This is a genomic window from Aquimarina sp. I32.4, assembly GCF_002924285.1.
GTDB lineage: Bacteria > Bacteroidota > Bacteroidia > Flavobacteriales > Flavobacteriaceae > Aquimarina.
On record NZ_PGUB01000035.1, the window covers coordinates 12273 to 26310 of the forward strand.

Annotated in this window: 13 protein-coding genes; 3 read left to right on the forward strand and 10 right to left on the reverse strand. The window is 32.3% G+C overall.

Translation table 11 applies throughout. The features are described from left to right. Positions 1-27: 27 nt before the first annotated feature. From CVD18_RS09795 to ruvX, 10 genes are all read right to left on the reverse strand, one after another. Positions 28-1557 carry an AraC family transcriptional regulator gene (locus tag CVD18_RS09795; protein ID WP_103865262.1) on the reverse strand — a complete coding sequence of 510 codons (1530 nt, stop codon included), beginning with the start codon at positions 1555-1557 and terminating at the stop codon, positions 28-30. A 244-nt stretch (positions 1558-1801) separates the two neighbouring features. After that, on the reverse strand, positions 1802-2575 hold the full coding sequence (gene mazG, locus CVD18_RS09800; RefSeq protein WP_103865263.1) for a nucleoside triphosphate pyrophosphohydrolase: 774 nt from the start codon (positions 2573-2575) through the stop codon (positions 1802-1804). Positions 2576-2585: 10 nt separating this feature from the next. Beyond that, positions 2586-3539 (reverse strand): nitronate monooxygenase family protein, encoded by a 954-nt coding sequence (locus CVD18_RS09805; RefSeq protein ID WP_255409436.1) that lies wholly within the window; start codon positions 3537-3539, stop codon positions 2586-2588. A gap of 16 nt (positions 3540-3555) precedes the next feature. Beyond that, positions 3556-4743: a tRNA 2-thiouridine(34) synthase MnmA gene (gene mnmA / locus CVD18_RS09810; RefSeq protein ID WP_103865290.1), complete on the reverse strand. Its 1188-nt coding sequence runs from the start codon at positions 4741-4743 to the stop codon at positions 3556-3558. Positions 4744-4857: 114 nt separating this feature from the next. Further along, positions 4858-5538 (reverse strand): toxin-antitoxin system YwqK family antitoxin, encoded by a 681-nt coding sequence (locus tag CVD18_RS09815; protein ID WP_103865265.1) that lies wholly within the window; start codon positions 5536-5538, stop codon positions 4858-4860. A gap of 146 nt (positions 5539-5684) precedes the next feature. Continuing rightward, positions 5685-7571: a membrane protein insertase YidC gene (yidC, locus tag CVD18_RS09820; protein WP_103865266.1), complete on the reverse strand. Its 1887-nt coding sequence runs from the start codon at positions 7569-7571 to the stop codon at positions 5685-5687. Positions 7572-7660: 89 nt separating this feature from the next. Further along, entirely contained in the window at positions 7661-9304 is a 1644-nt protein-coding gene (locus CVD18_RS09825; RefSeq protein WP_103865267.1) for a CTP synthase, read from the reverse strand. A gap of 204 nt (positions 9305-9508) precedes the next feature. Then, positions 9509-9934 carry a DUF5606 domain-containing protein gene (locus tag CVD18_RS09830; RefSeq protein ID WP_103865268.1) on the reverse strand — a complete coding sequence of 142 codons (426 nt, stop codon included), beginning with the start codon at positions 9932-9934 and terminating at the stop codon, positions 9509-9511. 109 nt (positions 9935-10043) lie between these two features. Continuing rightward, on the reverse strand, positions 10044-10634 hold the full coding sequence (gene def, locus CVD18_RS09835) for a peptide deformylase (RefSeq protein ID WP_103865269.1): 591 nt from the start codon (positions 10632-10634) through the stop codon (positions 10044-10046). Between the two features lie 24 nt (positions 10635-10658). Next, positions 10659-11069 (reverse strand): Holliday junction resolvase RuvX, encoded by a 411-nt coding sequence (ruvX, locus tag CVD18_RS09840; protein ID WP_103865270.1) that lies wholly within the window; start codon positions 11067-11069, stop codon positions 10659-10661. A 125-nt stretch (positions 11070-11194) separates the two neighbouring features. On the opposite strand from ruvX, the gene CVD18_RS09845 reads away from it, so the two are divergent. The 3 genes from CVD18_RS09845 to CVD18_RS09855 all read left to right on the forward strand — a co-directional run bounded on the left by CVD18_RS09845 (position 11195) and on the right by CVD18_RS09855 (position 13948). Then, positions 11195-12010 carry a 2,3,4,5-tetrahydropyridine-2,6-dicarboxylate N-succinyltransferase gene (locus tag CVD18_RS09845; RefSeq protein WP_103865271.1) on the forward strand — a complete coding sequence of 272 codons (816 nt, stop codon included), beginning with the start codon at positions 11195-11197 and terminating at the stop codon, positions 12008-12010. A 70-nt stretch (positions 12011-12080) separates the two neighbouring features. Continuing rightward, entirely contained in the window at positions 12081-13142 is a 1062-nt protein-coding gene (locus tag CVD18_RS09850; RefSeq protein WP_103865272.1) for a glycosyltransferase family 9 protein, read from the forward strand. A gap of 26 nt (positions 13143-13168) precedes the next feature. Then, positions 13169-13948, forward strand: coding sequence for a glycosyltransferase family 2 protein (locus CVD18_RS09855; RefSeq protein WP_103865273.1), 780 nt, complete (start codon positions 13169-13171; stop codon positions 13946-13948). Positions 13949-14038: the final 90 nt, after the last annotated feature.

Sequence of the window (14038 nt, forward strand, 5' to 3'; positions counted from 1 at the left end):
TAATTAACATATTTTATTAAAGAAAAACTACGCTACATAACGCTTTTGATATTCTGAAGGGGTAATTTGATTATATTTTTTGAATGATTTATTAAAAGTCACTTTATTATTATAACCAACTTCATATGCTATGTCTATAATATTAAAGCCTTTATACTTTTCTTCTTGCAACAACTTTTTAGCCTCCTCAATTCTATATTTATTAATTAATTCAAAAAAGTTAAGTCCAAAATGTTCATTTATAATTTGAGAAGTATTATGTCTTGTTGTACCCAATAATTCTGAAAGTTTTTGAAGTGTAATATCATTTTGTTTAAATACTTTCTCTTCTATTAAAAGCTGTACTAAATGCTTTTTGAGTTCTAATGAAAAGCTTACTGTAAGTCCTGATTTTTCATATTTATTATTCTTACTTAGAACTTCTCCTTCCTTTTTTTCCACTACTCCTTTTTGAGATTTCACAATTCTAAGTCTCCCAAATAGTGATGGCTGAACAAATGCAGAATAACTAACATACAATACCATTACAGCAATTGAAATCACTTGAAGATTAAACAAAAAACCACTCCCTATATGACTTATATTCAGAACACTATATATTACATAAGACAATATATACACTGAACAAAAAATGACTATGTTTCTCTGCCATTTATGCGTTTCTTCTGATATATATAAATCATTTCTAGGGGGTTGAACATATGTTTTAACCACTAATACTCCATAAATTAATAATGAAATAAGTTTAGAAACTGAAATTAATGTAAGGTAAGGTCTTTCATAATGAATCACCATTCTCAATTTTTCATCTCCTGGTAAAAGATACACAGGCAATAGCAATACAATAAGAAATATCGTTGGAAGTAAATGTAATATATCTACATATTTGAATTTATATTTTTGAGTTACCCTTTTGAAGTAAAAAAAGATCAAAGGACCATACAAAAAAGCAAATGTAGTAAATAAGTACAATGTATGTGGCAGGTAATACTCGTAATTCATAAAATACAACCCCATATGGGTCATAAAACAAGAATTCAGCAACACAAAAGCTCCCATCAAAAGATTTGAAATCGTATCTGAACGTCTTGTTAAATTTAATACTACTGCTATAAAAAAACCTATAAAAGCAACACAAAAACATAGAACTGCCCTCCAATCGAATTGTTTAAGATATTTATCTACTAGTGCTTTATAGCTCTCAGACTCTTTGATAGAATCAAAATTACTATTCCCCACAAAAGTAACATCTAAACTAGATTTAATGTATTTCTCAATAAAAACACTAGCATTTTTTGGTTGATTTCTCTTGGCATACTGAAACGCAAACTCTTTAAAGATACAGATAGAATCTTTACCTTTATTACCTAACACCATTTGATCATTACTCTTATTAGCCCCTCCATTAGAGTTTTCACTAGAAAACGAAAAGCAATAGGAGAGCATACCCTTATTTCCTATACTCATTACATCAGATACACTATATGCATTATGAGAAAAAAATAAAACAAGAGCAAAAAACAAAGATCTTACTATAACACTTTGAGTTAACCTCACGATTGATTGATTGATTGATTGATTGAGATTGCTAATTTACGACATGTTTTTGTTAAAGATTTGTTATAAATAGACTGCCCTATGATACCTTACCTAAAAAGTCAGTAAAAAAAGTAGCAACATTAAAACAGCAGTATTACAGAAATACGGAAAAACCTTACTTTAATTACTGCAAAGCAATGGAATTTTTGTTTTATAAAAAAATAATAACATAAAATTATCAAAAAGAGATAATAGCTATAGGTTATAGCTTTTTTGCTTCTTCCCAAAAAAAATCCATTTCACCTAACGTCATATCCTTCAATTCCTTATTTACTTCTTTTGCTTTTTTCTCGAGGTACTGAAATCGCTTTATAAATTTCTTATTAGTACGCTCTAATGCATCTTCTGGGTTTACATTTAAGAATCGTGCATAATTCACCATAGAGAAAAGAACATCTCCAAACTCAGCTTCAATTCTTTCTTGATTTTGCATTTTGATTTCGTGTCGCAACTCCCCTAGTTCCTCTTCCAGTTTTTCAAATACTTGATTAGGTTCTTCCCAATCAAAACCAACTCCTGCAACCTTATCTTGTATTCTACTAGCCTTTACCACTGCAGGTAAAGATTGTGGCACTCCCTCTAACACACTTTTTTTGCCCTCTTTAAGTTTTAAGTTTTCCCAATTACGCTTTACATCTTCTTCGTTATCAACAACTACATCACTATAAATATGAGGATGCCTATAAATTAATTTTTCACAAATCTCATTTGCTACATCTGCAATATCAAAATCTTTCGTTTCACTACCAATTTTAGCATAGAAGACAATATGTAGCAATAAATCTCCTAATTCTTTTTTTATTTCGTTCAGATCATTATCCAAAATTGCATCCCCAAGCTCGTAGGTTTCTTCTATGGTTAAATGCCTTAATGATTGAAACGTTTGCTTTTTATCCCAAGGGCATTGTTCCCTTAATTCTTCCATGATAGTCAATAACCTATCAATCGCTTTAAGCTGTTCTTGTCTAGAATTCATTGTATATCACTTAAAAAGAAATTTTACCCATGTTTTCTTTAGTTATCTCAAATTCTTTGATCATATCATTAACAATATTTTTTGCTGGCTTAATATCGCTTATTAAGCCTGACACTTGCCCTATTTCTAGTTCTCCTTCGATAAGATCTCCTTCAAACATACCTTGTTTAGCTCTTGCTCTTCCTAATAATGTTTTTAACTCTTCCACAGAAGACCCTTTAGCATACAATGCTGCTACATCATTATAAAATTTATTTTTAAGCATACGAACAGGAGCTAGCTCTTTTAAAGTGAGCTGCGTATCTCCTTCTTTCGCCTCAACTACCATTTTCTTAAAATCTGTATGAGATGATGCCTCTTTACTTGCAACAAAACGGCTTCCTACTTGAACTCCATCTGCTCCTAATGCCATTACAGCATACATAGCAGTTCCTGTAGCAATACCTCCTGCTGCAATTAATGGAATATTTATTTCCTCTTTTACCATTGGAATTAATGCTAATGTTGTTGTTTCATCTCTTCCATTATGTCCTCCCGCTTCAAAACCTTCTGCTACCACAGCGTCAACCCCTGCATCTTGGGCTTTTAAAGCAAATTTCAAACTACTTACTACATGTACTACTGTAATCCCTTTCTGTTTTAGATATGATGTATATGTCTTAGGGTTACCTGCAGATGTAAATACAATCTTTACTCCTTCTTCAATTATAATTTGTATAATTTCATCTAGATTTGGATATAACATCGGTATGTTTACTCCAAAAGGCATATTTGTAGCTTTTTTGCATTTTTGGATATGCTCCCTCAGTATATCAGGATACATTGACCCTGCTCCTATTAAGCCTAGTCCTCCTGCATTACTTACAGCACTTGCCAGCCTCCATCCACTAGCCCATATCATACCTCCTTGGATTATTGGATATTGAATTTCAAATAATTCTGTGATTTTATTCATGTATTTTATTTTTCTTAAAAAAAAGTTATGATATAACTCCAGACCCAATTAATTCGTTATTAATGTACCATGCTACAAATTGACCTTCAGTAATTGCACTTTGATCATTTTCGAAAACAACGTACATTCCAGAATCTACCTTACACAATAAAGCCTTCTCCAATGATTGTCTATATCTAATTCTTGCCATTACCTCCATTTCTTCATCGACAATAAGCTTCATGTCATTTCGCACCCAATGCAACTCATTATCAGAGATAAACAATGCTTTTCTATACAAGCCAGGGTGTTTTTTTCCTTGCCCTGTATAAATGGTATTGGTTTCTACATCTGTTTCTATCACAAAAAGAGGCTCTGGTGTCCCACCAACCGCTAAACCTTTGCGTTGCCCTTTTGTATAATAATGTGCCCCCTGATGCTGCCCTACTACCTTACCATCACGAGCTTCATATGTATACTTGTTCGACAAAAATTCTAATTCTTCCCTTCTAGATGTAAATTGAGGGAGCTTTTGTTGATACTTTTTCTCTGAAGAAGGAATCTCTATAATATTTCCTTGTTTTGGTTGTAATTTTTGCTGTAGAAAATCAGGCAGTCGTACTTTGCCAATAAAACATAAACCTTGAGAATCTTTTTTATCTGCTGTCACCAAATCTTGTTCTTTGGCTATATCTCGTACTTCTGGTTTTAACAATTCTCCTACAGGAAAAAGCGTTTTTGCTAATTGCTCTTGCGATAATTGACATAAAAAATAAGATTGATCTTTATTAGTATCTTTTCCTGCTAATAATCGATGTATTTCTTTCCCTTCTTTTACAATTGTATCTTTCCTACAGTAATGACCTGTAGCTACATAATCAGCTCCTAGAGAAAGTGCTATTTTCAGAAAAACATCAAATTTTATTTCTCTATTACATAACACATCTGGATTAGGGGTACGCCCTTTTCCGTATTCATTAAACATATAGTCAACGATACGTTCTTTATATTCTTTACTAAGATCCACTGTCTGAAATGGAATCCCTAATTTTTCTGCTACTAACAAAGCATCATTACTATCATCTAACCATGGGCACTCATCTGAAATTGTTACAGAATCATCATGCCAATTCTTCATAAACAATCCTATAACCTCATACCCTTGTTCTTTAAGCAAATACGCTGCTACACTAGAATCAACTCCTCCTGACAACCCAACGATTACTCTCTTCATCAAAATTTCTTTTTTATCTTTAAAAATTCTATGCAAAAGTAATAAATAAAAAAAGCAATGCTAGAGCATTGCCTTGTCGTTTTATACACTTCTTTAGTATTTTACACAGTAAAACTATCTTTTATTAATCGGAAATATTTTTTGTTCTGAGAGTTTTCCATCCTTATAATACTTCCATAATCCATCTTTACGCCCCCTCTTATAATTCCCTTCTATAAGCAATGTGCCATCTGTATCAAAGTACTTAGTTAATCCTTGTAACTTATCATTTCCGTATGTAAATTCTTTCATCACTACTCCAGAATCAGAAAAAATAAAGCTTTTACCCTCTCGCTTTCCTGCCACATATAAAGTTTTCTCTGTTAACTGACCATTTGTAAAATAAGTAAGTTGTTCTCCATTCAGCTTTCCAGAAGTGTATTGCTCTGTCATCATAATTTTGTTAGACCCTTTATGATAATACACCCACTTTCCTACTCTTTCTTTTCCTATCATTTGCCCCTGACTTATTACTTTTCCTTTTTGAGTAAAGTATTTAACCCTAACTGTGTCATTGTTTTTGAGAAAAGTTTTTATTGCCGTTGGAGAAGTCCCGCTATTGGGTTTGTAGAATTTAAATTGGCCAATTTCTTTTCCATGGTCAAAAGTTCCTTCATAACGAAGTTGCTCTATGTTTTCATATTTTTTTTGCCATTTTCCGTGTCGTTTACCATTAGCATCAAAGGCATTATATCTCTGTCCTATTAACGATGTACAGGTAAATACTACGATACAAAATAAAAATATACTTCTCATAACTATTATTTAACTTGAGGCATTATTTCAACGTATATAACTTCCAAAAAGTATACCATAATATAAAATCAAATTTATAAAATGAAGTTCATATGGCAAAAAAGCTCCTATATAGGAGCTTTTTTAAAGAAATTAACACTTAATGCTTATTTTTTCTTTGTTTTTTGTTGTTGCTCGGCTTGCTCCATTAATTCTTTCATTTTCTTCTGGAACTTACCTTGTTTCTTAGGCTTTTTCTTATTTTCTTGAATTTTTGCATGTATCTTATCTTCATTAATTATCACTTTTTTGATAACTAACATAATACCTATAGTAATCAAATTAGATATAAAATAGTATAGTGATAAACCACTTGCGTAGTTATTAAAGAAGAATAACATCATCAATGGAGACAAGTACATGATGAATTTCATGTTTGGCATCCCAGGTTGTTGGGTTTGCATTGTTTGCCCTGTTGTCATTGTCATATAAATAAAGATCGCTATAGAGGCTAATATTGGGAACAAACTAATGTGGTCTCCATAAAAAGGAATGGTAAATGGTAGTTCTGCTATGGTATCATAACTTGATAAATCATCTGCCCATAGAAAACTTTTTTGTCGCAACTGAAATGCGCTTGGGAAAAAGTTAAACAGTGCATAAAAAACAGGAATTTGCATCACTGCAGGCAAACAGCCGCTCATAGGGTTGACTCCAGCTTTACCATACAATGCCATAGTCTCCTTCTGCTTCTTCATTGCATTATCCTTATACTTTTCATTAATCTCTGTAATCTCTGGTCGTAAAACCTTCATTTTTGCTTGAGATACATATGATTTATAAGTTACAGGAGATAGCACAATACGAACAATAATAGTCATTATAACTATGGCAACACCGTAAGGTAGAAAACCACTAAGAAATGCAAAAAATGGAATAAACAAATATCTATTTATAACTCCAAAAATCCCCCATCCTAACGGCACAATCTCATCCAGATTACGTTTATAAGTATTCAAAATCCTATAATCTGTAGGACCATAATACCAATCCATCGTGTAATTAAGCTCCCCTCCTTGTAATTCTAATGGTATGGATGCAGAGAACTCTTTTGTGATAGTTATATCTTTGTCATCTAAATCACTAGAATTAGCTATATTTTTTGATGTAAAATTCGCTTTCTTAAACGGTGTATCTGTTAAAAGAACTGATGTAAAGAAATGTTGCTTGAATGCCACCCAACTTACATCTTCCTCTTCATCATCAGCAGATTCTCCTTGCCCTAGGTAATCATCTTTATCTCCATCATATTCATATATGATCTCTGTATACCTATTCTCATAAGCTGCACTCTTTGCATGTCTTATTGCCTGTAATCTCCAATCTAATTTTACTTCCTGACTACTATTTATTACCTGTTGTAACCCTTGAGATTTAATGGTAAAATCTACCATGTACTCATTTGATTTTAACTCATATCTATATTCTAAAAATTTTGAATCAGATACTTTTAGTTTCATAGACAGCACCGTATTTTCTCCATTTCTAGAAACAGTAGGCTCAAAAAACAAATCTTGAGTATTTAAAATTCTATTATCTGTCGTTTTAAAATTAATATTGAAGGAAGCATTTTTTCCATCTTTTATCAAATACAAAGGAACAGAGTCATAGGTTTTAAAATTTTTCAATAATGCTTCAGAAACATATCCTCCACGATTATTAATTTTTAGACTTAAAACTTCATTTTCTATCTTAGTATACTCTTCTTTTGCAGAGGACAAGCTTGCAGAATATGCAAATGCTCCCAGTTGAGATTTTGCATTTAATAAAGCTACAGAATCCTGTGGATTAACCACTATAGCTTCGGTTTCTTTTACAAAAGTTTCTGTATTCTGTTTCCCTGATTCCTTTTCTGTTTCTACTTGTTCTTGCTTTGCTTTTTCTGCTTCAATTTCTTCTGGAGTTGGTTGATTTAAGTAAAACATCCAAACGATAATTCCAAAAATAAGCGCAAATCCAATTATTGAATTAAGATCAAATTTCTTTTCTTCCATGTATTGATGTATAAAAAGCCTATATCTGCGCGTTCAGCAAGACTTTTCTTTGTTTATATTTAATTTCCTAATGTCAATTATCTAGCCAATTACTGCCCTTGTGACACTTTGGCACTTTTATTATTTTTTGAATATTCAACAGCTGCTTTTATAAAAGCAATAAATAATGGATGTGGATTAGCGACCGTACTTTTATATTCTGGATGGTATTGAACTCCAACAAACCAAGGGTGATCAGGAATCTCTATAATCTCAACCAATCCTGTTTCTGGATTAACTCCTGTAGTTTGTAATCCAGCTTTTTCTAACTGTTCTTTATACTTATTATTATACTCATATCTATGACGATGACGTTCTGCTATCAATGTCTTACCATAAGCTTCATAAACCTTACTTCTTTCTATTAATTTACAGTCCCACGCTCCTAAGCGCATAGTACCTCCCATATCAGTTATATTCTTTTGCTCTTCCATAATATCAATAACTGGATTCGGCGTATCTTGATTTACTTCTGCAGAGCACGCATCTTTTAATCCTAAAACATTACGAGAATATTCTATAACCGCCATTTGCATTCCTAAACAAATTCCAAAAAATGGTAATTTATTCTCTCTAGCAAACTGTACTGCTTTAATTTTCCCTTCAATACCTCTTTCTCCAAATCCTGGAGCTACCAAAACACCGTCTAAGTGCGCTATTTTCTTTTCTATTGTATTATCAGTTATGTATTCTGAATGAATACTAACGATATTTACTTTTACTTCATTCTCTGCTCCTGCATGAATAAAAGCTTCCAAAATAGATTTATATGAATCTTGCAGTTCTACATATTTACCGATAAGCCCAATTGTAACCTGACATTTAGGATTTTTATGTCGATGCAAGAAATTATTCCAGTTATCTAAATCAGGTTTATCATGATCTTGAAGGACTAATTGCTTGAGAACTACAGTATCCAAACCTTCTTCTAGCATTAGATTAGGAACATCATAAATCGTTGAAGCATCAATAGACTGTATTACTGCTTCTTGTTTAACATTACAAAAGAGTGCTAATTTCCTACGTAAATCATCAGAGAGTTCATGCTCTGTTCTACATACCAATATATCTGCCTTGATACCACTCTCCATTAATGTTTTTACACTATGTTGTGTTGGCTTGGTTTTTAACTCTCCTGCAGCAGAAAGATAAGGAACTAGAGTTAAGTGAATAACTAAAGCATTGGAATCTCCTAACTCCCACTTAAGTTGTCGTACTGCTTCAATATAAGGTAATGATTCTATATCACCTACTGTTCCTCCTATTTCGGTAATTACAATATCGTAAGCTCCACTTTTTCCGAGTATCTGTATTCTTTCTTTAATCTCATTGGTAATATGCGGAACTACTTGAACTGTTTTTCCTAAAAACTCTCCACGACGTTCTTTTTCTATTACACTTTGATATATTCTTCCAGTAGTTACATTATTGGCCTGAGATGTCGGAGAGTTTAAAAAACGCTCATAATGCCCCAAATCAAGATCTGTTTCTGCACCATCATCTGTTACATAGCACTCTCCATGCTCATATGGGTTTAAAGTCCCTGGATCTACATTTATATAAGGATCCAGCTTTTGAATTGTAACTCTATATCCTCTTGCCTGCAATAGCTTAGCTAATGAAGCCGCTATAATCCCTTTTCCTAAAGAAGAAGACACACCTCCTGTTACAAAAACATATTTGGTATTAGCCATGTAAACTAAATATTTGTAAGATTGTATTAAAATTTTGCGCAAAAATACAAAGAAGTCCTGAAATCATACATCGAAAATCAATCTATATTAAATAACTTATTCATTTTCCTTTAACATCATAAAAAACTAAAAATAAATTAATAATATTCTTAAAAAAATAAAATCCTGCCATAAGACAGGATTTTATTATCAATAAATATGTTTTTATTCTTCTTCTTCTTCAGAAACTTCTTCTACCTCAGGATCAGAAAAATCAGTCATTCCTTTTGATTGCAATATATTATACCACTGCACTACTTTTTTCATATCACTGGCATATACTCTATCTTCATCATAATCAGGTAATATCTCACTAAAATAAGCTTCTAACTTACCCTTAGACTCTTTATGATTTATAGCCTGCTCTCCATTTTCTTTTTCATAAATCTTCTTAAATATCTCTCTTAGAGGCACTTCCTCTGTAAAGGTATAAATTGCAATTTCACTAAGCACACTTACATTATGTCTTATGCTTACCGATAGGCGTTTACCGTCTAATAAAGATTCTGCCAAAAACCCACTTCGGGTTTGTGTTTTCAACTCGTATAAACCAGGCTTACCCGAGATTGCTAATATTTTATCTAAGCTCATATATATTATTTATACTATATTCTTTTTCCCTTTTCAAAGACCGCAAATATCCGTAGTTCGTTTTTAAAATCAAATAGCAACCTATATAAATATTTAAAAAATAAGGTTATTACCTCCCTTTTTTCTGCAAAGGAAAACGCATACGATATTCTGAATTAATTTTTCCTTTGGATATATTAGCCAGTTTTCCTTTGATCAATCGCTTCTTAAGGCTTGAGAGTTTATCTGTAAATAAAACACCTTCTATATGATCATATTCATGCTGAATTACTCTAGCTGCTAATCCTCCATACGTATCAGTATGCTCTACAAAATTCTCGTCAAAATAATTGATTTTTATCGTCTCTTTACGAAAAACATCTTCTCTAACATCAGGTATACTGAGACATCCTTCAGTAAACGCCCATTCTTCACCCGTTTCTTCCACAATAACAGGGTTAATAAATACTTTTTTAAATCCTTTTAATTGCTTTATTTCTTCATCAGATAATTCTTCATCTTCAGAGAATGGTTCAGCATCTACCATAAACAACCTTATTGGAAGTCCAATTTGAGGAGCTGCCAATCCAACTCCATGTGCATTATACATGGTTTCAAACATATTTTCAATAAGATCAGAAAGATTTGGATAATCTTTATTTATCTCTTTTGCTTTTTTCTTTAGTACCGGATCTCCGTATGCTACGATTGGAAGTATCATATATTATTTCTTGGTTTCTATTATTTATTGATTATACAAATAATCTTGCAATATAATCGTTGCGCTTATCTGATCTACCAGCGCTTTATCTTTACGCTTCTTTTTTGATATACCACTAGCCAACATTGTATCAAATGCCATCTTTGACGTAAAACGTTCATCAATTCTTTTTACAGGAATAGTAGGAAGTACCTTATGTAATTTCTCTAAAAATGGTTGAATCAATTTTTCACTTTCTGATGGTTCTCCATGTAATCTTTTTGGCTCTCCTACAATAAAAAGCTCTACTTCTTCTTTAGCAACATATCCTTCTAGCCATTGTAACAGATCTTTTGTATCTACGGTTGTCAAACCTGAGGCAATTATCTGAGATTCATCTGTAACTGCAATCCCACATCGCTTACCTCCATAATCAATTGCCAAAATTCGTGCCATGTGTTTTTTTTTGCAAAAGTATGATATTATTATAAAAACACCTTATTTATTAACGGTTTCCTAAAATATCTATAATAAGTACTTTTTTAAAAGGAAGCTGTTATCTTTACCAAAATTTTTATTCAATGAACCGACTACAAGAAACCATAGAAAAAGCTTGGGAAAACAGAGAGCTTTTAAAAGAATCGGAAACACAAAACGCAATAAGAGAAGTCGTTAACCTATTAGACTCAGGTGAGCTTAGAGTTGCAGAACCTATCGATGGAGGTTGGCAAGTAAACGAGTGGGTAAAAAAAGGAGTAGTTTTATACTTCCCCATTCAAAAAATGGAAACTCTTGAAGCAGGAATTTTTGAATATCATGATAAGATTCCATTAAAAAAAGGATATGAAGCCAAAGGAATTCGAGTAGTACCTAATGCTGTTGCTCGTCATGGTGCTTATATTTCTCCTGGAACAATTTTAATGCCTAGTTATGTAAATATCGGCGCATATGTAGATAAAGGAACTATGGTAGACACATGGGCTACTGTTGGTAGTTGTGCACAAATAGGAAAAAATGTACATCTCAGTGGTGGTGTAGGGATTGGTGGTGTTTTAGAACCACTACAAGCTGCCCCAGTAATTATTGAAGATAATGCATTTATAGGATCTAGATGTATCGTTGTAGAGGGAGTACGTGTAGAAAAGGAAGCTGTTCTTGGTGCTAACGTTGTACTTACTGCTTCTACAAAAATTATTGATGTAACTGGCGACACCCCTATAGAAAGAAAAGGCGTTGTTCCTTCTGGATCAGTAGTTATCCCAGGAAGTTATACCAAAAAGTTTGCTGCAGGAGAATACAATGTTCCTTGCGCACTAATCATTGGTAAACGTAAAGAAAGTACTGACAAGAAAACCTCGCTTAATGATGCGTTACGTGAGTATGACGTAGCTGTATAATATATTTACAAAAAAAATCGGAGCTTGTCTTCTATTTCAAGACAAGCTCTATTATTTTTACATCTGGTATATGAAGATTTTGGTTATTCAACAAAAAATGATAGGTGATGTACTTACTAGTACTATTATTTGCGAGGTATTGCGAAAAGAACACCCAGATGCAACCATTGATTTTCTAGTAAACTCCAACACAAAACCAGTTATTATAGAAAACCCTTTTTATGATAATATTATAGAATTCAAAAAAGAATACCAAGACAATAAAAAAGCTTTGTATTCTTTCTTGGTAGATATACGAAAAACCAAATATGATTATGTCATCGATGCTTACGGTAAATTAGAAAGTAATCTCATTACTTTATTTTCTGGAGCTTCTCAAAAAGTTTCTTTTTACAAATGGTATTCACAATTTATATACACCAAAACCATTAAAAGAAATCCAAAACCTATTACTAATGCTAGCACTGCAATAGAAAACAGACTACGTTTGGTTTTTCCTGAAAACAGAATTGCTTCTGAAATTACAAGACCAAAAATATTTTTAACAAAAGAAGAAAAACAAAAGGCTAAAGATTTTTTAGAGTCCAATGGTATTACAGCAAAAAGACCTCTAGTTATGATTAGTGTCTTAGGAAGCGAAAAAAGAAAAACACTACCCTTTGAATATATGGCTAAAGTAATTGACGCTACCGTCAATATATCTGACGCGTGTATCCTCTTTAATTACATTCCTAATCAGGAAAAGGATGCTCGTACAATATACAATATCACAATGCCAAAAACACAAAGGCACATCCACTTTGAAGTATTTGCTAAAAGTTTACGGGGTTTTCTCGCTATTCTATCGCATTGCGATGCTTTGGTTGGTAATGAAGGAGGAGCTGTAAATATGGCTAAAGCATTAGATATACCTACTTTTACAATTTTCTCCCCATGGATCATAAAAAAAGATTGGAACATGTTTGAAGATGGAGAAAAACACATGTCAGTCCATTTATCAGATTTTCTCCCTGAGTTATTTTTGGATAAAACATCCAAAGAACTTAAAAATAAATCTATAGAATTATACCCCTATTTTAAGCCTCAATTATTCATTGATCAGTTACGTGCTTTTTTAAATAAAAACCTGTAATTTGTATCTTTTAAAAATAATTTATCATAGAAACATATACTTCACATAGACAAAAAGTTACAGCTATAATACCTTGTTACAACGAAGAACATAATATTAGAGGTGTATTAGAATCCGTATCATTTGCTGATGAAATTATGGTAGTAGATTCTTATAGCACAGATAAAACTGTAGAAATAGCAAAAGAGTATACTGATTTTATAATAAAACGAGTTTTTGACTACCCTTCATATCAAAAAAACTGGGCTATTCCACAAGCAAATAATGAATGGATATTATTAGTTGATGCTGACGAAAGGGTTACTCCAGAGCTTAAAGAAGAGGTATTAGAAATCCTCAAAAACCCTAGTAAAGATAATTTTGTTGCTTACTGGATCAAGCGCATGAATCATTTTATGGGAGAACGTATTCACTATAGTGGGTGGCGTAATGATAAAGTTATCCGTTTATTTCATAGAGATCTATGTAAGTACAATGACAGACACGTACACGAAGAAATCGTAACCGAAGGAAAAGTAGGTATGCTTAAAAATAAATTTTACCACAACACATATACTACCTTTGATGCTTATATCAATAAATTAAATCAATATGCAACTTGGCAAGCAGAAGATTATGATAAAAAAACAGGTGAATTAACCCCCTATCATTTTGTCATTAAACCTTTCTGGAGTTTCTTTAAACATTATATTGTACAGAGTGGCTTTAGAGATGGTACACCTGGGCTTGTTATTGGATACGTGCAGTGTTATGCTGTTTTTATGAGGTATGTAAAACTTTGGCTACTTAGAAGAAATCGAAAGTAAGGCATTAAGAATCTCTATACTTCTTTCATCACACCTCATCCTATATTTTATTATGCTTGGATTACAATAATATAAGTAATTCAAATAAAT

Coding starts and splice junctions, on each gene's coding strand:
- mazG (WP_103865263.1), bottom strand. CDS start 2,575: ATGAATTCTAGACAAGAACAGCTTAAAGCGATTGATAGGTTATTGACT.
- mnmA (WP_103865290.1), bottom strand. CDS start 4,743: ATGAAGAGAGTAATCGTTGGGTTGTCAGGAGGAGTTGATTCTAGTGTA.
- CVD18_RS09815 (WP_103865265.1), bottom strand. CDS start 5,538: ATGAGAAGTATATTTTTATTTTGTATCGTAGTATTTACCTGTACATCG.
- yidC (WP_103865266.1), bottom strand. CDS start 7,571: ATGGAAGAAAAGAAATTTGATCTTAATTCAATAATTGGATTTGCGCTT.
- CVD18_RS09825 (WP_103865267.1), bottom strand. CDS start 9,304: ATGGCTAATACCAAATATGTTTTTGTAACAGGAGGTGTGTCTTCTTCT.
- CVD18_RS09830 (WP_103865268.1), bottom strand. CDS start 9,934: ATGAGCTTAGATAAAATATTAGCAATCTCGGGTAAGCCTGGTTTATAC.
- def (WP_103865269.1), bottom strand. CDS start 10,634: ATGATACTTCCAATCGTAGCATACGGAGATCCGGTACTAAAGAAAAAA.
- ruvX (WP_103865270.1), bottom strand. CDS start 11,069: ATGGCACGAATTTTGGCAATTGATTATGGAGGTAAGCGATGTGGGATT.
- CVD18_RS09845 (WP_103865271.1), top strand. CDS start 11,195: ATGAACCGACTACAAGAAACCATAGAAAAAGCTTGGGAAAACAGAGAG.
- CVD18_RS09850 (WP_103865272.1), top strand. CDS start 12,081: ATGAAGATTTTGGTTATTCAACAAAAAATGATAGGTGATGTACTTACT.